The sequence below is a fragment of the Marinomonas algicola genome, from assembly GCF_014805825.1.
In the GTDB taxonomy this organism is placed as follows: Bacteria; Pseudomonadota; Gammaproteobacteria; order Pseudomonadales; family Marinomonadaceae; genus Marinomonas; species Marinomonas algicola.
Window position 1 is genome coordinate 140,418 of sequence record NZ_CP061941.1, and the last position, 19,159, is coordinate 159,576.

Here is a 19,159-nt window from a genome sequence, read left to right on the forward strand (position 1 = left end):
GGTAAAAAGCGATATCCAAGAGCTTTACCAACACACGGCTTATTATATTGAAATCGTTTTTAGTTAGAAGGTAATTTCCAATGAATAATAATGTATATACATGAATGTATTTTAATGATTTATTATGAATAAAAAGTGTGCAAAAAAATTTAAAATGAGCTAATTTAGTGCTTTAAATTCAATTTTTTGGGTTAAAACAAAAATAAATCATAATATTAGTTGTATATACGTGTGAATGTTTATGTTGGTGTGAATGTTGCTTTCCATGGGTATGTGACTAAATTTTTAAGGATCCGGTTTTATGAGTACGATGAATCACTCTTCTAGCAATACAGGGCTGGCAGCGTTAAAGCTAATTGGCTTTAGTGCAATAGGTTTTCTCTTTTTCTTTGTGCCAATAACGATCAGTGGCAAAAGTACCATACCGCTCGACCATATTGTTTCGTGGTTAAGGGCTGACTTTTCGAATGCTATTCAAGTCTATGCGTTGCTGGTGGTTGTAGCGGGTGGTGCGTACCCATTTTTAAAAGGCAATTGGAATGCCAGTCGCACACAGATGGTGTTGTCGGTTTTTAAACTCATTGGTGTTATGACCGCGTTTATGGCGTTTTTCTCTATTGGGCCTGCATTTCTTTTTGAAAAAGACATGTTGCCATTTCTGTTCTCTAAATTAGTCGTGCCAGTTGGTTTAATCGTCCCGCTTGGCGCCATCTTTCTGGCTTTTCTAATTGGCTATGGTTTATTAGAACTCGCGGGTGTCATGTTACAGCCCATAATGAAACCACTTTTTAAAACCCCTGGTAAATCGGCTATTGATGCGGTCGCTTCATTTGTTGGTAGTTATTCCGTCGGTTTATTGATTACCAATAAAGTCTACCAATCAGGTCAGTATTCGGCGAAAGAAGCGGCGATTATTGCGACAGGTTTTTCGACAGTTTCCGCTACTTTTATGGTGATTGTTGCTAAAACATTGGGTCTAATGGAGGTGTGGAACGTATTTTTTTGGAGCACATTAATCATTACTTTTATGGTAACAGCGATTACCGTTCGACTGCCGCCGTTGAGAAGTTTTGATGACAGTAAATCGGTACCTGATCTCGAAACATTAGAAGGGTCGCGCGTACAGCATGCGGTATCAGAGGGACTGACGGTAGCACGTCAATCCGCTCCTCTTTGGAAAAGCATTATTGAAAACGCCAAAGACGGTATGTTGATGGCCATGAGTATCCTGCCATCTATTATGTCTGTGGGGTTATTGGGGCTCATACTGGCGAAATACACACCTATTTTTGAATGGATTGGTTTTCTTTTCTACCCGTTTGCCTGGGCGTTGCAACTACCGGATCCTTTGTTAGTGTCAACCGCTTCTGCAACTGGGTTAGCGGAGATGTTTTTGCCTGCTTTGATTGCCGCGAAAAGTGTTTTTGTGACAAAGTTTGTTATCGGTGTGATATCCATCTCTTCGATATTATTTTTCTCTGCGTCTATTCCTTGTATTTTATCCACTCAGATCCCAATTTCTATTCGTCAGATCTTAGTCGTTTGGTATCTCCGTACTGTCTTAACTATGATCATCGCCACCCCTGTTGCTTTCTGGGCGGCGGGAGCGTAACGGGTTTTCATTCATTGAAAGCCGATTAGTTTATCGTAAACGCCAATGATGTAATGGTTCATCATTGGCGTTTTTATGATCTTTAGTGTCCGTTGTTAACTGAGCTTTGTAGTCCTTTTGTTGGTATAAGCTGTTGGATAAAGAAGCGAATACGACGTTTTTTGAGATGATTACATTGTAAGCGTTAAGCGAGTATGGCGTTAGGAATAGGGAGGGGGAGTGGTTGCTTGATAGGAGGTTGATCAGAGACCGAGATCGAAATAAGCCGGGCTGACATAAGCCCGACTTAGATGTAAGTGCTTACTCGCTTAAATCTGTTTGTACACAGGCTTGGATTAGCTTTCTTAGCTGCTGTTTAATCACTGGCAGCGTGTCCGTGTCCAATTCATAGCGACTTTGCTTAGCTAACTCGTCATTTAGGTAGGTCGCTTGAGAGAGTTCAAGCTGGATGGCGTGAATACCTTGCTCGGGCTGACCGAATCGGCGAGTAATGTAGCCGCCTTTGAAGCGTCCGTTCGCTACTTGGTTGTATTCAGAGCTCACGGCGTTTTGAACGCAAGTAAGTAAATCTATATGGCAGGCTTCGCCTTGGTTGGTGCCCCAGTTGAAGTCTGGTAGTTTGCCATCAAATAGCATAGGCACTTCGGCGGCGATGCTGTGCGCGTCAAATAAGATGGCGTAACCGAATGTGGCTTTTAAACGTGCTAGCTCTTGTTCGATTGTTGAATGATAAGCTTGCCAAATGTGTTCTTTGTAAAGCGCTTTCAAACCTTCATTGGGTTCTTGTCCTGCGACAAAAACAGGCGATTCATCAAATAAAATGGTGGGAAACAACCCCGTCGTTTTAGTCTGATAAAGGGGTTTATCATCGACAGGGCGGTTTAAATCAATTACATAACGAGAGTAGTTGGCTTGAATACAACCTACACCTAATGTTTCTAAACAATCGTATAATTCAGGAATAAACCAATCAGTATCTGGTAGTTTCTTTGCTTGCTCCGTTAGTGCGTTTTCAACCTCGGGTGTCAGTGATAAGCCAGAATGAGGCATGCTGACCAAGATAGGGGTATCGCCTCGCTTAAAATAAAAAGGGTTTTGTATCGCTTGGACGACCGCGTCTGTCATTGTGTGATCTCTCCGTGTTGAATGCGTTGTTTCATTAATTGGCCGCCTAACCAGTAGCTGAGTTCACCTGGGCTTTCTACGTCCCAACAGACGAAATCCGCGACCTTACCCACTTCCAAGGTACCATGACTCTCGGCGATACCCAATGCTTCAGCCGCGTAGATCGTTGTACCAGCTAAGGCTTCTTCTGGTGTTAGCCCAAATAAGGTACAGCCCATGTTCATCATCAAACGTAATGACAACGCTGGCGAGGTTCCCGGGTTGGCGTCGGTGGCAATGGCCATAGGCACTTTATGTTGGCGTAATAAATCGATCGGAGGCTTTTGTGTTTCTTTTAATGTATAAAAGGCTCCAGGCAAGAGCACGGCCACGGTACCTGACTCTTTCATGGCCATCACATCGGCTTCTTCGATAAACTCAATGTGATCCGCCGATAAGGCTTTAAAAGACGCCGCCATCCGAGTACCGCCTAGAGACGAAAGCTGTTCGGCGTGAATTTTTATCTCCAATCCCAGTTCTTGGGCTTTTTCAAAATAACGTTGAACCTGCGCCGTACTAAAGGCGATACCTTCACAAAATGCATCGACCGCATCGGCCATACCCAGCATCGCCACTTTTGGAAGTAGTGTGTCGCATAGGTAATCAATGTAGGCGTCCTTGTCGTCAAATTCTGGCGGCATAGCGTGTGCCGCCAAACAGGTACGCTTTATGGTGACAGCCAAGTCGTTACCTAAAGACGTCGCGACTCGTAGCATTTTTAGTTCACTTTCTAGTGACAATCCGTAACCTGATTTGATTTCAACCGTGGTGACACCATCGTCCATTAAGTGCTTAAGACGACGACGTGCACTGATCAGAAGTTCGGCTTCGCTGGCGGCTCGAGTTGAGTTAACCGTGGAAGCAATTCCGCCTCCTTGCTTGGCTATTTCTTGATAACTGATGCCGTTTAGACGCTGCTCAAACTCTCCTGCTCGATTACCGCCAAACACAAGATGTGTGTGACTGTCGATTAAGCCTGGAGTGACCCAACCGCCTTCAAGGTTATGTTTGGAGGCGGTTTCATATGCGGGTAAATCGCACGCTTTGCCAAGCCACGCAATGCGACCACCCAAGACCCCAATAGCGGCCTCTTCAATTACATTATAGTGGCCGTCGACCATAGTGGCGACATGAGCTCCATACCAAAGGCGATCAAATACAAGAGGAGAGTCTAAGCGTGTCATACATTACTCCGCTAAACTGGGTAATAAGTTTTCAGGCATAATGCTGTTGTGTACTGCTTCCATTAAAAGGGTGTTGGCTTTTTCGATGTCCGTCGCAAAGTAACGGTCTTTATCATAGAAAGGCACACGAGCACGTAATTCTGCACGGACTTGCTCCAGTTTTTCACTGGATTTCAGTGGCGCACGGAAATCCAAGCCTTGTACCGCGGACAAGATCTCTACGGCTAAAATACCACGCGTGTTTTCCGCCATATCTTTTAAACGACGTGCCGCAAAGGTAGCCATAGAGACGTGATCTTCTTGGTTTGCTGAGGTCGGTAAGCTGTCAACCGATGCAGGATGGGCATAGGTTTTGTTTTCACTGGCTAACGCGGCGGCGGTCACTTGAGCAATCATAAAACCAGAGTTAACTCCGCCATTGTCCACTAGGAAGGGTGGTAATTTACTTAAGTTACTGTCGATCAGTAACGCCATACGACGTTCAGAAAGGCTGCCGATCTCGGCAATGGCCAGCGCGAGGTTGTCGGCGGCCATCGCAACAGGCTCGGCGTGAAAGTTCCCCCCAGAAATAATATCGCCAGACTCGGCGAAGACTAATGGGTTATCCGAAACTGCATTCGCTTCAACACAAAGCACACTGGCTGTGTTGCGAATTTGAGCAAGACAAGCACCCATTACTTGGGGTTGGCAGCGCAGTGAATAAGGGTCCTGTACTTTCTCACAACCTTCATGAGAATTGCCTAATTCGCTGGTTGGGCCTAAAAGGTGGCGATACGCGGCGGCGGCATCGATTTGAGTTTGATGGCCACGCACTTGGTGAATCCGAGCATCAAATGGACTGCGGCTACCCAAGGCGGCTTCAACCGACAGTGCACCACAAGTAATAGCGGAGGCAAACAAGTCTTCGGCTTCAAATAAGCCTTCTAAAGCAAAAGCGGTAGACGCTTGGGTACCATTAAGCAGAGCAAGACCTTCTTTTGGCGCTAAGGTGATAGGAGACAAACCCGCAACAGCAAGAGCGGCTTGACCAGATAATATTTCGCCTTTATAACGAGCTTGTCCTTCACCCAATAAAACGGCGCTCATGTGAGCTAAGGGCGCTAAGTCACCGGAGGCACCAACAGACCCTTTTTGAGGAATGCAAGGGTACACTTCTTTATTGATTAAGGTTAATAAGGCTTCAATGACCTGCAAACGAATGCCAGAAAAACCACGAGCCAAACTGTTTACTTTCAATGCCATGATGAGCTTGACGGTTTTGTCTGTCATTAAGGCGCCGATACCAGCGGAGTGGGATAATACAATACTGCGTTGTAGCTCTTCTAGATCTTCGGCGGCAATACGAGTATTGGCTAACAAACCAAACCCCGTGTTAATGCCATAAACCGTGCGGTCTTCTGCAATCACATCGTTTACCACATCCGTACTGGCCTGAATCGCAGGAATGGCGCTGTCCTCCAAACTCAGCTGTACTGGCTGGCGACTGATCTGGCGTAGGTCATTTAACGTTAATTGACCGGGTTTGATGATTAATTTAAACATGGTTAGCCTCTAAGTAACGGTCTTCAGGACCGAAGCACTCTCGGATAGAGAATGCTTTTTTGTCAGTGTTTATCGTAATAATATTTCATTGTAATTAGGCGGTAAACCTACTTATTTTTTTGTGGTAATCATAGGTAAATGCAGATTTTGTTCTTGCGCACAATCAATGGCAATTTGGTAACCAGCATCCGCATGACGCATAACCCCTGTCGCTGGATCATTATGCAGCACTCGTGCAATACGTGCCGCCGCATCGTCACTACCGTCACACACTATGACCATACCGGAATGCTGAGAGAAGCCCATACCAACACCACCGCCATGATGAAGTGATACCCAAGTAGCACCGGAAGCGGTATTTAATAAAGCATTCAATAGTGGCCAATCGGACACAGCATCAGAACCATCTTGCATGGATTCGGTCTCACGGTTTGGACTGGCTACCGAACCTGAATCCAAATGATCTCGTCCAATAACAATTGGGGCAGACAATTCGCCACTGCGAACCATTTCATTAAAGGCGAGTCCAAGTTTTGCGCGTTGACCAAGACCAACCCAACAAATACGTGCAGGTAAACCTTGGAATTGGATGCGCTCACGCGCCATATCTAACCAATGATGCAAATGCGCATCATCGGCGATCAGCTCTTTTACTTTTGCGTCGGTTTTGTAAATATCTTCTGGGTCGCCAGACAGTGCCGCCCAGCGGAATGGGCCAATACCACGGCAGAATAGCGGACGGATGTAAGCCGGTACAAATCCTGGAAAATCAAAAGCATTCTCGACGCCTTCTTCCATCGCCATTTGGCGAATGTTGTTGCCATAATCAAAGGTTGGAATCCCCATTTTTTGGAACGCCAGCATGGCTTCAACGTGCTTCGCCATAGATTGCTTAGCGGCCTTGACCGTTTCTGTAGGGTGAGTCTTGCCTTTTTCGCGATATTCTTCCCAGCTCATGCCAGATGGCAAGTAACCGTTAAGCGGGTCATGTGCCGACGTTTGATCCGTTACCATATCAGGTCGAATACCACGACGTACCATTTCTGGCAAAATGTCAGCGGCATTACCACAAAGGCCTATTGAAATGGCTTTACCTTCTTTTGTGTATTTGGCGATACGTGCTAATGCATCGTCTAAATCGTTTGCTTGTTCATCTAAGTAGCGTGTCTTTAAGCGGAAATCGATACTGGTTTGTTGACATTCAATGTTCAAAGAACAAGCGCCAGCTAAGGTGGCCGCTAATGGTTGAGCGCCACCCATACCCCCTAACCCCGCTGTTAGTACCCAGCGCCCCGTCAGGTTTCCATCAAAGTGTTGGCGACCCGCTTCAACGAAGGTCTCGTATGTGCCTTGAACGATGCCTTGACTACCAATGTAGATCCAAGAACCAGCGGTCATTTGGCCATACATAGCCAACCCTTTTGCGTCGAGTTCGTTAAAGTGTTCCCAATTAGCCCAGTGAGGCACAAGGTTTGAGTTAGCGATCAATACTCGTGGTGCATTGCTGTGTGTTTTGAAAACACCAACGGGTTTACCTGACTGCACTAGCAGCGTTTCATCGTCTTCTAAGTTGGTCAGTGTTTCAACGATCTTGTCATAACTCTCCCAATCACGTGCAGCACGGCCAATACCACCATAAACCACTAATTCTTCAGGATTTTCGGCCACTTCTGGGTCAAGGTTGTTCATTAGCATACGCATTGGCGCTTCAGTAAACCAAGACTTAGCGGTAAGTTTGGTGCCGGTTGCGGCTTTAACAACACCTTGACGGTAACGTTTTTGAGAAAGAGTTTGCTTTGACATTGAAATCACCTGCATTGGAAAAATTAATTAATACTACATGTATATACAACTAAAAGATAAGTTCAACTTTGTTTCTTTGCAAGTCCTAAATCAATAATTCTGAGTTTTTTCTAAAAATGATCCATTTTAAGGGCATATTTTTCTATTTTATTTAGCTTGTAACGCCGTTAATTAAACGCAAAATAGCAAAATCTTACTTGTATATACAATATGGTTTCTATTAAACTCAATCTTTCTTTGTGACAGCTGGAATAAATTGATGACCTCACAACACGCGTCTTTTTACTTTGCGAAACACGCTTTACTGAACTCTGGTTGGGCAAACAATGTGCTATTTAAAGTGGCTAATGGCGTTTTTACGTCTATTCAAGCGGATTGTGAACCACCAAAGGAATTATCTTCCTCTATAACGTGGCTTGATGGCCCTATGTTACCTACCCTGGCTAATGTCCATTCCCATGCGTTTCAACGTGTTATGGCGGGCGCCGCCGAGGTTAGTTTGAACCCGAACGACAGTTTTTGGAGCTGGCGTGACTTGATGTACAAAGTGGTGCAAAAACTGACTCCGGATGACGCTCAGGTTATTGCTACCCAGCTTTATATCGATATGCTGAAAGCAGGTTACACGCAAGTTGGCGAGTTTCATTATTTGCATCATGCCCAGCAGGGCAAATCCTATGCACAAAAAGCAGAAATGTCGTTACGATTGCTTGATGCGGCTAACCAATCTGGTATTGGCTTAACTCTGCTACCTGTTTTATATGCTTATTCAGGGTTTGGCGGTCAGACTCCAACTGAAGGCCAGGCGCGTTTTATTCATTCAGTGGACTCTTATCTGGCATTGCAGCAAGCCTGTGCATCGGCCTTTTCAATGTCCAACGTAAACCAAGAGAATAAGCATAACGTTGGCATCTGCTTTCATTCTTTGAGAGCGGTAACTAAGCCGCAGATTGAAGAGGTTTTATCGGCGCTAGATCCAAATCAAGTTGTGCACATCCACATTGCCGAACAGCAGAAAGAAGTACAAGATTGCTTAAATTGGAGTGGCCAAAGACCGGTTGAGTGGTTACATAATGAAATTGGGTTGAGTGATCGTTGGTGCTTGGTGCATGCGACTCATTTAGATCCGAATGAGCTATCGGCCATTGCGTCTAGTCATGCTATTGCCGGTTTATGTCCAACCACTGAAGCCAATTTAGGGGATGGTATTTTTCCGGCGGTTGAATTTGAACAAGCTAAAGGACGCTGGGGTATTGGTTCCGACAGTCACGTGAGTCTATCCATAGTGGAAGAGCTCAGAACCTTAGAATATGGGCAACGTCTGCGAGATCAACAACGCAACAGGTTACATCGAGCAGAGCAACCCAACGTTGGAGATAACCTGTATCAGCAAGCACTTATAGGCGGTAATCAAGCATGTGATGTGTCGCTTGGCTTAAAAGTGGGTAGCCGTGCCGACTTTATGTTACTGGATGATGCGCATCCTTTTATCGCCGCTAGCCAACCCTGTGATTTCCTAAATCGATGGTTGTTTGCCTGCAATGAAAATGTCGTAAAAGACGTCTATGTTGCCGGCGAGCCTATCGTCACCAATTTCAGTCATCCTTTGGAAGAAAGTAGCCGTAAGGCCTTTACCCAAGTCATTAAAAAGGTGATGTACGATGAATGACAGAGCGGCCTATCAGATCATAGACTCATCTCAGTATGGCCGAGTACCATGGAAAAATGGTCGTGGAGAAACGCTGGCCATTGTGAGTCATGAAGATGAAAAGGGGATTCGGTTTCGAATCAGTCAAGCGGCCGTCGTTGAGAATGGCGTTTTTTCAGATTTTACAGGATTGCATCGTACCCTAGTACTATTGAGCGATTCGGGGATGACGTTAACGCATGAGCGGCATGAGCAACGAACGAGCAGCCCATTATTAAATGCTTTGGACATGGCGCTTTTTGACGGTGGCGATCTGACTTCGGCGACCTTGCATCAAGGTCCCATCGAAGATTTAAACATTATGGTGCGTAAACAAGACACGCAAGCGACTCTGAAAGCCATTTATAGAGAGGAATCGGTCTGTATTCGCCCACTGCAAGAGTCACTTTTACAGGCGTTTTATGCTACCCAACTCTGCCATCTTTCCTATGTGGCTGATCAAGCGGTTGAACACATAGATCTGTTAGAAAACAGTATTCTGATATTGAGTGCCGCTGGTGTCTTGACTGTCGAGCAAGGAGGCGGCGTGTTTATAGACATTAGTGATTTATAGACATGAGCTCTTACATCAAGAAAGCAGAATAGCTCTCCCTTTGACCCTTTTAATCAAAGATTAGAAGGGTTTTTTTTAATCAAAAAAGCGCCTGTTTAACGGCCAAAATGACCGAATAATTGAAAACGAGAACCGGGATACAGTAAGCGAGCGGCTGTGACTATGTCATCCCCAGACCACGTTCGCCTTTTTATCTGTAGACACGGTTCTTGGGACGTAATTTGTAGCCTTTCACACTCAACGCTTGAGGGCATAATCGCTTCGACTAGGTGCTCACCCTCCGTCATGGGGGCCACACTCATGAGGTACTCATAGGACGTGTGATGGGTAAAGTCTTGTTGCGCGTACTCTGGTGCCAGCATGGCGTTGACAATGCGCTCTTCAATTTGAATTGGCAGCTCATTTTCAAAGTGCAGCACAACCGAGCGGAAAATATCGTGGCTGGTGCGGATTCCTAACATCATGGCTTCTTCAACGGTCGCCCGTCCGGATTCGATGACCAGCAGTTCTGCTCGATGTTGATGTCCACGGGCTGAAATTTCATCGGCAATGTTGTGAACTTCAAACAGGGCAGAATGCGATTTTTTTTTGGCAACGAATGTCCCTAGACCTTGTTGACGAATAAGCAACCCTTCGGCCGTTAATTCTCTTAGGGCACGGTTTACTGTCATTCGACTAACGCCTAAGGCTTTAACGATTTCAGACTCCGACGGGACCCGTTGATTTTCTTCCCACTCACCTGTCGCAATTTTCTGACTAATGGCTTGCTTTAACTTAGAGTAGATCGGTTGTGGCGTGCTCGACAAATCATTAAATAAATTGTGCAGCATTGAGATTTTTTTATCGGTCACGAACATACCATTAATGAAAAAATGTGGCGAAATTATACAGTGAGTCAGGTTTTTTAAACAACCGCTAGACTATTTTCCTTGAATAATGAACTCTATGAAGAGTGGCGTGTCTCAATTGAGTTACACTATTTTTGTTCGTCACCCTATTCAAGGAGATATTTATGAAAAAAATCCTATCAGCGGCATTGTTTGCACTGTCCATTTCGGCTCCCGCTCTGGCTGTAGATGGCATGATCAATGTTCAAAGTAACCACTCAGTGAAAGAGACCGCTGATCGTATGGAAGGTGTCTTAAAAGAAAAAGGCATGACGGTGTTTAATAGAATAAAGCACTCTGAAGGGGCCAAAAATGTGGGTATTGAATTAAGAGACACGGAATTGGTTTTATTTGGCAACCCAAAAGTAGGTAGTCCTTTGATGCAATGTGCTCAGAGTATTGCGATTGAATTGCCTCAAAAAGCATTAATTTGGGAAGATGAGGCCCAAAATGTTTGGATTTCTTATAATGATCCAAACTACTTAGAGCAAAAGCATCATCTAGTTGGCTGTGAAGCCGTTATTGAAAAAGTCGGCAATGCATTAGCCGGTATTACAAAAGCGGTTGCCTCTTAACCCCTTCACGATCAGAGTATTGAAAGCCCAATAAGTGCGGTGGTTGCCGTAGTGAGGGCTTTGATTTAAATAAAGTCAGCTATAGATCGTTTTTGTTGCTAAGCGTTGGAGCCCAGCTTTTAGCCCAATCCCCTAGAGGCTCTAAATGCTTAAAGAGGGCTCTACCATCCTCGGTTAGGCTATAGCCATCCGTGGCTTTTTCAATTAAATTTGCGGCCCTTAATTCCTTTAAACGCGTATTGAGTACACTCGGGGAAGCGGAGCCGCAATGAGTTTGCAGGTCTCTAAAAGTACGATTACTTCCACTTAAGCCCCATAATATTCCCATTGCCCAGCGACGCCCCAATAAATCAAATAAGACCATGATAGGCTGACCGCTTTCGGAGCCTCGAACTGGACGGCCCATCGTCGGTAATTCTGTTTTTTCTTTGATGGTATTCGAGTGTTGACTATTGGCCATAATGTCTCTTTTTGAAAGTGCGTTCTTTGAAGCATGGCATTCTGAAGTTTGCTACTAAATTAGTAGCAAAAGTAGTGGTCAATATGTATGCTACTCATTTAATAGCATGTTAAGAGACTACTATGACAAACAAATCATCACTAATCAACGCCTTGCTGTGGGTGATACTGGCCTCTATGTGGGGCTCTTCCTTTTCGATGATTAAACTTGGGGTGGCCAGTTTAGACCCCGTTGTGATTGTGGCTGGCAGAATGTTGATTGGCGCCGTGTTGATTTTTTGTGTCTTGATTTGGGCTGGGCAAAGGCTTTCCTCTAATGCAAAAGTATGGCTTTCTTATACCATCGCTGGGTTGTTAGGAAGTACGATTCCTTTTGTCATGATTACCTATGGTGAACAATCTGTAGACAGCGCCTTAGCGTCTATTTTGATGGGGGTGGCGCCTGTGGCCACGGTTGTATTCGCTGCGACGGTATTGCCAGATGAAAAGTTAACCAAACGAGTCGTAGCTGGGTTGGTGTTTGCTGTGATGGGAGTGGTGATTCTGGTCGGCCCAAGTGCATTGCACTCTTTAGGAAATGACTTTACTGGCCAATTATCGATTATCTGTGCGGCACTTTGCTACGCCGCGAACACGGTTTATGTGAAGTGCTGTGTTAGGCGTCCGGCATTAGAAATGGCCTCTGGCTCTACCTTGGTTGGTGCGTTCTCCATTCTTCTCATCACTTTTTTAATGGGAAAGCATGAATTTAGTATTGAGCCTACTATGATGTCCATTGGTGCCGTTGTGTATTTAGGCGTGTTTTCCACTGGTTGTGCCAATCTGATTTATTTTTATTTGGTGCCTCGAATTGGTGCTACCCGTCTGTCGCAAATTAATTTTGCCGTACCTGTCATGGGCAGTTTGATTGGCTTTTTCTTTCTGAATGAAATGCTTACGTTAAGGCATATCATGGCGTTAGCCGTTATTGTTTTTGCCGTTTATTTAGTGCTATCCGGTGCTAAGTCCTCAGCGGGAAAAGTGCACGCTTCTAAGTGAATGCTTAGAGAATCGAGCCTAATTCTAGTAATAGAACAAGCACATTACCTTGCATAAAACGGATCGTTTGAAGAGTGAGCGTTCTGTTTATTTATCGGAAAAACTGTCTGCAATTGGCTTTGTACTGACCCCATGAATAAAAACACTGAACAAAATCGTTGTCATCGCGATTGTAGCAATCAAAGACTTTCCTTCTATCTGAGTATCAATCACCATCAAAGTAAACACAATGGACGCCAATCCTCTAGGGCCAAACCACGCAAAAGTGAGCCTTTCTTTCAGGTTCAGAGCGGTGAAACTTAAGGACAGCATGACAGGGATCATACGAATTAATGTGGTACTTAATAAAGCATAGATCACAATTCTTAGGTTAATTTCTGGTATCACGGCGTAGGCCACAACAAAGCCAAATAAACACCAAATCAGTAAAGAAATGAAATCCGCAATGTGCTCGCTGTCCTTTATCAACGGCTTGCTCAGATGTTTAGGGGCAAACTTATCAAACAGCAAACCCGCCACAAACGCCGCAATAAAGCCACTGCTATGTAAGGCCTGTGCCAATGAAAAAACCAAAACCGCAAAGCCTAATAATAGATAAGGGCTAGAGTGATGAGCGAAATAACGGTGTGTCATGGCGAAGCGCATAAGCGCAATAAACGCAAAGGTACTGACGAGCGCAATGATCACCGCTACCCCAAGTTCTCTGACAAAAATAATGGTCACGTCTACGTACCCCAGTGTTGTCTCGGGACTGTTGGCGAGCAGGCTGAAAATCAAAAATAGCGGCACACATAAACCATCATTCAGCCCACTTTCCGTGTTAATGCCCTCACGTATTCTGGCTGGCACAGACAGGTTCTCCAGCAGACCTTTGCTTAAAGCGGCATCCGTAGGCGTTAAAATAATGGCGATCAACGCCGCTTGAAGTAAGGTCAAATCAGCAAACAACAGCAAAGCGGTAGCGATCCCCAATAACAGGGTCAATGGCAACGCCACAAACAGCAATAAACTTGGGTATTGAATGCTGTGTTTTAGCACGCTTAGCTTGGATTTTGCGGCATCGGTAAACAAAAAGACGCTTAACGTCATTTCGATCAATGGTAAAACATAATCTAACCCGCCTTCCAAATGCGTACTTTTATTAGGTAGAAAACACGCAATCAAAATACCACCGACAACAAAAAACATCGGCCCTGTGATGTCTTTTTTGGATAAGGGGCGAATCGAAATGGAATAGAGTAAAAACAACCCACTGACAACGGCCAACACAGTGTATAGCATCTTTGCTCTCTCCCTAATCGTACCTGTTTTACTGAGCGAATGTGAATGAAGAGTATTAAACCAGAAACCGTCAAAGGATGCTTAGGTTGTTTCTCAATAATCTACTTGGAAAAATCATACCATCGTTCGTCTGAGAAATTTAAATAAAACAAAACATCGTTCTAAAAAAAATGATCTATTGTGTCTTTTTTATTGTTGGTGATGGAAATATCGTTTAAAGTGATTCTTGATAAATGAGGTAGGTGAGTCAGGAAGGCGTTCGTTTTATAACCATTAAGTAGGTGATGGGTATGTTAGACATGTTTGATTTAAGCAATAGGGTGGCGATTGTAACGGGCTGTAATGCCGGGCTGGGTCAAGGTATGGCGTTAGCATTAGCTCGTGCTGGGGCTGATGTTGTCGGGGTTAATCGCAGAATGCCTACCGAAACCATGGCGCTCATGACGGCGGGAGGACATCGTTTCCACAATGTTATGGCGGACATGAGCAAAATGGAAAGCGTGGACAAGGTGATGACAGAGGCGATTGCGGCGTTTGGGAAAGTGGATATTTTGGTTAATAATGCTGGCATTATTCGTCGTAATGACTCGATTGATTTCACGGAAAAGGATTGGGATGATGTGATGGACCTGAATGTGAAGGCGGTTTTCTTTATGTCTCAGGGGTTTGCTAAGCAGGTTATGACTCAAGGAACGTCGGGTAATATTATTAACATTGCGTCAATGTTGTCTTATCAAGGAGGGATTCGAGTGCCTTCTTATACGGCGTCAAAAAGTGGTGTGATGGGGGTAACGCGTTTACTGGCAAATGAATGGGCGCCACACGGAATCAATGTGAATGCTATTGCGCCGGGGTATATGGCGACTGACAATACGACCGCTTTACGAGACGATGAAGTGCGTTCTCAAGAAATAGTGGGCCGTATCCCTTGTGGTCGTTGGGGTAAATCGGATGATATGGCTGGGCCGATTGTATTCTTGGCGAGTGATGCTTCACGGTATGTCAACGGTTATACCATTGCGGTAGATGGCGGATGGTTAGCTCGTTAGGCTTCCATCATTGGGTTAGCTTTCATTCTGCCCATGCGTTCTTGTATTGTTGACAGTGCTGAAGCCGCTTTATTCTAATCAAGACATCAAAAGGCATTTTATTACTCTGGGATGTCACTCTCTAAGAAATTATTCTACAATTACAAAATAACATTTCAAAAAAAATGAAACTTATGATGAATGAAGAGAATAACCAGCAAATAGAGCCCGTTTCATCAGTGATGAAGGTGTTTGCCATATTAAATGCCTTGGCCGAAAAAAAGTCGTTAGGAGTAACGGAACTTGCTCAAATTGTGATGACCTCTAAAAGTACGGTTTATCGCTTTTTACAAACGATGAAAATGCTCGGGTTTGTCCGACAAGAAGGCGAAGATGATCGTTACTCACTGACGTTAAAATTATTTGAAGTGAGTTCTAACGCACTTGAGCACGTTGATTTAGTGTCTTTAGCTGAGCCGCACATGGCGTCGATTGGGGCGTTAACAAAAGAAGCGCTTCATCTCGGTATCCGTGATGGCGACAATATTGTGTATATTTTTAAAATAGACGCTCAATATAATTTACGTATGCAGTCACGTATTGGTGGACGTAACCCTCTGTATTCAACGGCGATAGGCAAAGTGTTACTGGCTGAAAGGTCAGAAGAGTATGTGCGAGGGGTGCTTTCTCAGACGGACTTCACTCCCTCTACTTCAAAAACGCACCGTTCTGTCGATTCTCTTTTAGTTGAGTTAAAAGACGTGCAAAAGCTTAGTTATGGTGTGGATAATGAAGAGCAGGAAGAAGGGCTTCGTTGCATTGCTGCGCCGATCTACGATCGCTTAGGGAATGTGATCGCTGGATTAAGCTTGTCTTTTCCGACCTTACGATATACGCCTGAAAAATTTGATGAGTATGTTGTCTTGTTGCAGGACGCGGCCGCAAAAATATCGAAAAACTTAGGTTGTTCGAAAGCATAACGCTTTACACACCCAATATGAAGCAGGGACGGCAAGCTCTCTGCTTTTCTTTTCTTTTGTCTTAATTTTTTCTTTGTTAGATCTATTTCAATACCGCCTTTGTAATCATTTTTTATTCAGTATTAACGGTTTTTAACAGATTGCTGTGTCTGTCATTCGTCCTTAATTAACCATACGTATGGCCTTGAAATAAAATGAAACGCTTTTTCATAAAGTATTGAACGGTGTTTTTAAATTCTGTTATACTGTGGTTCTCTTAAATAAACATGCCACGAGTTGTCTTATGTTTGTCTACAATAATGACGTCCCTTTGGACGATCTGGGTGACGGTGTATCGCGCAAAATGATGGCGCATTCAGAGAACATCATGACGGTTGAAGTGCATTTCGAAAAAGGGGCTGTTGGACCCATGCACCAGCATCCGCATGAGCAGTTAACCTATGTTTTGTCCGGAAAATTCGAATTCACAATTGGTGATGAAACTAGAATAGTTGGTCCAGGTGATGCGCTTTATAAAGAGCCGAATGTAATGCATGGTTGCGTATGCTTAGAGCCCGGGGTATTGCTGGACAATTTCACCCCTATGCGAAAAGACTTTTTGTAATGTGTGTTGCGTTGAATGTGATTAACGGTGGTTTTTGTACAAGATGCAGTCTGTTAAATCTCACATTCAAAAGCAAAATTGATCAAGCCAGATTCTGGAGAGTGTTATGAAAATTGCGTTAATGATGGAAAACAGTCAAGCGGGAAAAAACTCGATGATTCTTGAGTCGCTAAATGACGTGGCAGGTTCATTGAATCACGAGGTGTTCAACGTGGGTATGAGTGATGAGAACGATCACCATTTGACGTATATTCATTTAGGCATCATGGCCAGTTTGTTGTTGAATTCAAACTCCGTAGACTTTGTCGTAGCGGGTTGCGGGACAGGGCAAGGAGCAATGATGTCGTTAAACCTACACCCTGGTGTTTTGTGTGGTTATTGCCTTGAACCGTCAGATGCATTTTTGTTTAATCAAATTAATAATGGCAATGCGATTGCCATGGCGTTTGCAAAAGGCTTCGGCTGGGCGGCTGAGTTGAACGCACGTTACATCTTTGAAAAGGCCTTTTCTGGACCTCGTGGAGAAGGTTACCCTGTTGAACGTAAAGAGCCTCAAATTCGAAATGCGGATATTTTGAGCCAAGTAAAAGCGGCGGTCATCAAAGACGATTATCTTGATACCTTGAAAGCGATCGATCAAGATCTAGTGAAAACGGCCGTCACCGGCGAGCGTTTCCAGCAGTGTTTTTTTGATCATTGTCAGCGTCCTGAAATAGAAGCCTATGTACGTTCGCTTTTATAAGAATGATAGGGTCAAGTGACACTGATCGTAAGGCATTGCTTTATCGCCATTCTGGGCATCAAAGCAAATGGTCTCAAGGGTTATAAAAAGAAGTAAATTATGTGGATTATTTATGCATTATTAGCCGCTCTATTTTTTGGAATGAGAGGGATAATGTACCAATGGACGTCTCAGAAAGACATCAACCGCAATGTAATGTTATTTGGGGTTTTTTTTGTCGGTTTTGTCATTAGCTCTGTGGCCATGTATGTTTTAAATCAACAATGGTATGCATGGACGGATATTTGTATTGGGCTCTTATTGGGAGGCGGCTCTTTTGCCTCCAATGCGGCTTTACATAAAGGTTTTTCAGTAGGTAAAGCATCCCTTATTAGTATTCTGTCCGGGTTACCGCCGTTGTTTGTTGTCTTGCTGGCTTTTTTACTTTGGGACGAGACGTTAACGACTCAGCAGTTTATAGGGTTTGTCGTCATTTTTGTTGGGCTTTATACCATCCGCTATTCAAATGATATTTCGTTGCGCAATTTACAAGGGGCGCAATGGGGCCTTCTTGCCGCGCTGTTTTTTGCGTTCAACGATTTATTAGGTAAACAGTCAACGCGTCTTGACGCGGACATGTTTGCCACACTGACGTTGATGTTTGGAGTTGGCAGTTGTTTATTTGCCTTTAGCTGGCTTAAAAACCGTAAAGTGACCGCCCGCAATGTCGAGGGAGCACGACCACACTGGTCAAATATACGAACCTTTTCCTGTGGGTTGGTTATTGGGCTTACAAACGTAGCTGGAATGATGGCCATTTTATCCGCTTTTGCTCTTGGCGCGGCAGGGTTGGTTTCTGCTGTAGCGGCGATGAATATTTTGATCGTTTTATTGTATTCGCGTATTTTTCTAAAAGAGTCTTTTAGTAGACAAGAGGTTTTGGGGATTAGCGCGGCTTTGATCGGGATTCTTATATTGAGGTTAAGTCAGTAAAGCATTGAGTTAAATGGCTTATCAAAATAGGGCGAGGCGAGAAAAGCAGATCATCTTTTATCCTACAAAATGGTTAGATCCTCCGTATGGCTTGACCGTTCTCTTCAATGCTAAAGAGAACGGTTGCCCCGTATCGGTCTGCGCTACTTTTACAGATCGTAAGCGCGTATCCTTAGGTACGCCAATAAAGATGATTGGGATTGTCGACAAAAATAGCCTGACGCGTTTTTGAATCGGGCATCCAATTCATCACGGTATCCAATAATTGCACGTCATTAGGCGCTTCGGTAGGAGACCTCGAGACATGTGGCCAGTTGCTCCCCCAAATAATTCGTTCAGGAGCGTGTTCGATAACGCGTTTTGATAGAGCGGCTAAGTCGTGATATTCCGGTCCACCAGTAACAGAGCTTTCATAGCAGGCCGCGATTTTGTAGTAACAGTTGCCTTTATCGATCAGTTTGAGTAATTGCTTGAACTCTTTAGAATTTGGTGCAACAGGAGGCAGAAACTTTCCATGATGGTCAATGACATAGTCTCCTTGTATTTTAGTTAACAAGGCGGCCCGGTCGAGCATTTCACGACCATTAAACTGCACTATGCAGGTCCAATCCAGCGGTCGAATTTTCGCATTCACTTCCAGTAAGTCTTTCATGCGAACGGCGCCTAAGGTGAGCTCCATAATACGCGCACCACGAACCCCGTTTTCATGCCATTTTTGTAGGCTCGCTTCGTCTGTGTTGGTGGTCACGGCGGCCACACCTCGGCCTTTGTTCCCCAATGCGCTAAGAGCGGCAAGCAGTACACTGTTATCTGTTTGATAAGCATTAGGTTGAGTAATAACAACTTTCTCTAACCCAAGCCACTGCTGTACTTGACGATAATCATTTATGTTCGCAGCATCGATGGGTAAAGAAGGGCCACCAGGCAAAGAGGGATGTTTGGCATCGTAAACATGTATGTGAGTATCGACACTGCCTACTGGTAAGGCAGCATGTGGCGCTTTTCCTGTGAGTGTACGAGACATCAT

The 19,159-nt window shown here is 44.4% G+C and carries 18 protein-coding genes; 10 read left to right on the top strand and 8 right to left on the bottom strand.

Annotation, left to right across the window (positions count from 1 at the left end; all coding sequences use genetic code 11):
- Positions 1-301 precede the first annotated feature (301 nt).
- Positions 302-1,612, top strand: coding sequence for a YjiH family protein (locus tag IEZ33_RS00600; RefSeq protein WP_206696887.1), 1,311 nt, complete (start codon positions 302-304; stop codon positions 1,610-1,612).
- 300 nt (positions 1,613-1,912) lie between these two features.
- Here the strand turns inward: IEZ33_RS00600 and hutG are convergent, their stop codons facing one another.
- From hutG to hutU, 4 genes are all read right to left on the bottom strand, one after another.
- Positions 1,913-2,737, bottom strand: coding sequence for an N-formylglutamate deformylase (gene hutG, locus IEZ33_RS00605; protein ID WP_191601823.1), 825 nt, complete (start codon positions 2,735-2,737; stop codon positions 1,913-1,915).
- Positions 2,734-3,960 carry an imidazolonepropionase gene (hutI, locus tag IEZ33_RS00610; protein ID WP_191601824.1) on the bottom strand — a complete coding sequence of 409 codons (1,227 nt, stop codon included), beginning with the start codon at positions 3,958-3,960 and terminating at the stop codon, positions 2,734-2,736. Before hutI ends, hutG begins: the two co-directional genes overlap by 4 nt.
- 3 nt (positions 3,961-3,963) lie before the next feature.
- Positions 3,964-5,502 carry a histidine ammonia-lyase gene (gene hutH, locus IEZ33_RS00615; protein WP_191601825.1) on the bottom strand — a complete coding sequence of 513 codons (1,539 nt, stop codon included), beginning with the start codon at positions 5,500-5,502 and terminating at the stop codon, positions 3,964-3,966.
- A 111-nt stretch (positions 5,503-5,613) separates the two neighbouring features.
- Positions 5,614-7,305 (bottom strand): urocanate hydratase, encoded by a 1,692-nt coding sequence (hutU, locus tag IEZ33_RS00620; RefSeq protein WP_191601826.1) that lies wholly within the window; start codon positions 7,303-7,305, stop codon positions 5,614-5,616.
- 259 nt (positions 7,306-7,564) lie between these two features.
- Here hutU and IEZ33_RS00625 point away from each other — a divergent pair, with 259 nt between their 5' ends.
- Both IEZ33_RS00625 and IEZ33_RS00630 read left to right on the top strand, forming a co-directional pair.
- Positions 7,565-8,974 (top strand): formimidoylglutamate deiminase, encoded by a 1,410-nt coding sequence (locus IEZ33_RS00625; RefSeq protein WP_191601827.1) that lies wholly within the window; start codon positions 7,565-7,567, stop codon positions 8,972-8,974.
- Positions 8,967-9,566, top strand: a complete 600-nt coding sequence (locus IEZ33_RS00630) for a HutD/Ves family protein (protein ID WP_191601828.1) — start codon at positions 8,967-8,969, stop codon at positions 9,564-9,566. Before IEZ33_RS00625 ends, IEZ33_RS00630 begins: the two co-directional genes overlap by 8 nt.
- A 95-nt stretch (positions 9,567-9,661) precedes the next feature.
- On the opposite strand, the gene hutC is transcribed toward IEZ33_RS00630, so the two are convergent.
- Positions 9,662-10,417 carry a histidine utilization repressor gene (gene hutC / locus IEZ33_RS00635; protein ID WP_240009592.1) on the bottom strand — a complete coding sequence of 252 codons (756 nt, stop codon included), beginning with the start codon at positions 10,415-10,417 and terminating at the stop codon, positions 9,662-9,664.
- Between the two features lie 161 nt (positions 10,418-10,578).
- On the opposite strand from hutC, the gene IEZ33_RS00640 reads away from it, so the two are divergent.
- Positions 10,579-11,028, top strand: coding sequence for a DUF302 domain-containing protein (locus IEZ33_RS00640; protein ID WP_191601829.1), 450 nt, complete (start codon positions 10,579-10,581; stop codon positions 11,026-11,028).
- Between the two features lie 79 nt (positions 11,029-11,107).
- Here IEZ33_RS00640 and IEZ33_RS00645 read toward each other — a convergent pair whose 3' ends face one another.
- A complete protein-coding gene (locus IEZ33_RS00645) occupies positions 11,108-11,488 on the bottom strand; it encodes a winged helix-turn-helix transcriptional regulator (protein ID WP_191601830.1) in 381 nt (126 codons plus the stop codon).
- Between the two features lie 122 nt (positions 11,489-11,610).
- Here IEZ33_RS00645 and IEZ33_RS00650 point away from each other — a divergent pair, with 122 nt between their 5' ends.
- Positions 11,611-12,525: a DMT family transporter gene (locus tag IEZ33_RS00650; RefSeq protein WP_191601831.1), complete on the top strand. Its 915-nt coding sequence runs from the start codon at positions 11,611-11,613 to the stop codon at positions 12,523-12,525.
- Between the two features lie 87 nt (positions 12,526-12,612).
- Here the strand turns inward: IEZ33_RS00650 and IEZ33_RS00655 are convergent, their stop codons facing one another.
- Positions 12,613-13,806 carry a cation:proton antiporter gene (locus tag IEZ33_RS00655; protein ID WP_191601832.1) on the bottom strand — a complete coding sequence of 398 codons (1,194 nt, stop codon included), beginning with the start codon at positions 13,804-13,806 and terminating at the stop codon, positions 12,613-12,615.
- A gap of 290 nt (positions 13,807-14,096) precedes the next feature.
- Between IEZ33_RS00655 and kduD the strand changes: the two genes are divergently transcribed.
- The 5 genes from kduD to IEZ33_RS00680 all read left to right on the top strand — a co-directional run bounded on the left by kduD (position 14,097) and on the right by IEZ33_RS00680 (position 18,132).
- Positions 14,097-14,855 carry a 2-dehydro-3-deoxy-D-gluconate 5-dehydrogenase KduD gene (kduD, locus tag IEZ33_RS00660; RefSeq protein WP_191601833.1) on the top strand — a complete coding sequence of 253 codons (759 nt, stop codon included), beginning with the start codon at positions 14,097-14,099 and terminating at the stop codon, positions 14,853-14,855.
- A 173-nt stretch (positions 14,856-15,028) separates the two neighbouring features.
- Positions 15,029-15,814, top strand: coding sequence for a DNA-binding transcriptional regulator KdgR (kdgR, locus tag IEZ33_RS00665; RefSeq protein WP_191601834.1), 786 nt, complete (start codon positions 15,029-15,031; stop codon positions 15,812-15,814).
- A gap of 283 nt (positions 15,815-16,097) precedes the next feature.
- Positions 16,098-16,418: a cupin domain-containing protein gene (locus IEZ33_RS00670; protein WP_191601835.1), complete on the top strand. Its 321-nt coding sequence runs from the start codon at positions 16,098-16,100 to the stop codon at positions 16,416-16,418.
- Positions 16,419-16,524: 106 nt separating this feature from the next.
- Complete coding sequence (locus IEZ33_RS00675; RefSeq protein ID WP_191601836.1) at positions 16,525-17,160, top strand: RpiB/LacA/LacB family sugar-phosphate isomerase; 636 nt, start codon at positions 16,525-16,527, stop codon at positions 17,158-17,160.
- A 99-nt stretch (positions 17,161-17,259) separates the two neighbouring features.
- Positions 17,260-18,132 (top strand): DMT family transporter, encoded by an 873-nt coding sequence (locus IEZ33_RS00680; protein ID WP_191601837.1) that lies wholly within the window; start codon positions 17,260-17,262, stop codon positions 18,130-18,132.
- A gap of 172 nt (positions 18,133-18,304) precedes the next feature.
- On the opposite strand, the gene IEZ33_RS00685 is transcribed toward IEZ33_RS00680, so the two are convergent.
- Complete coding sequence (locus tag IEZ33_RS00685) at positions 18,305-19,159, bottom strand: amidohydrolase family protein (protein ID WP_338040934.1); 855 nt, start codon at positions 19,157-19,159, stop codon at positions 18,305-18,307.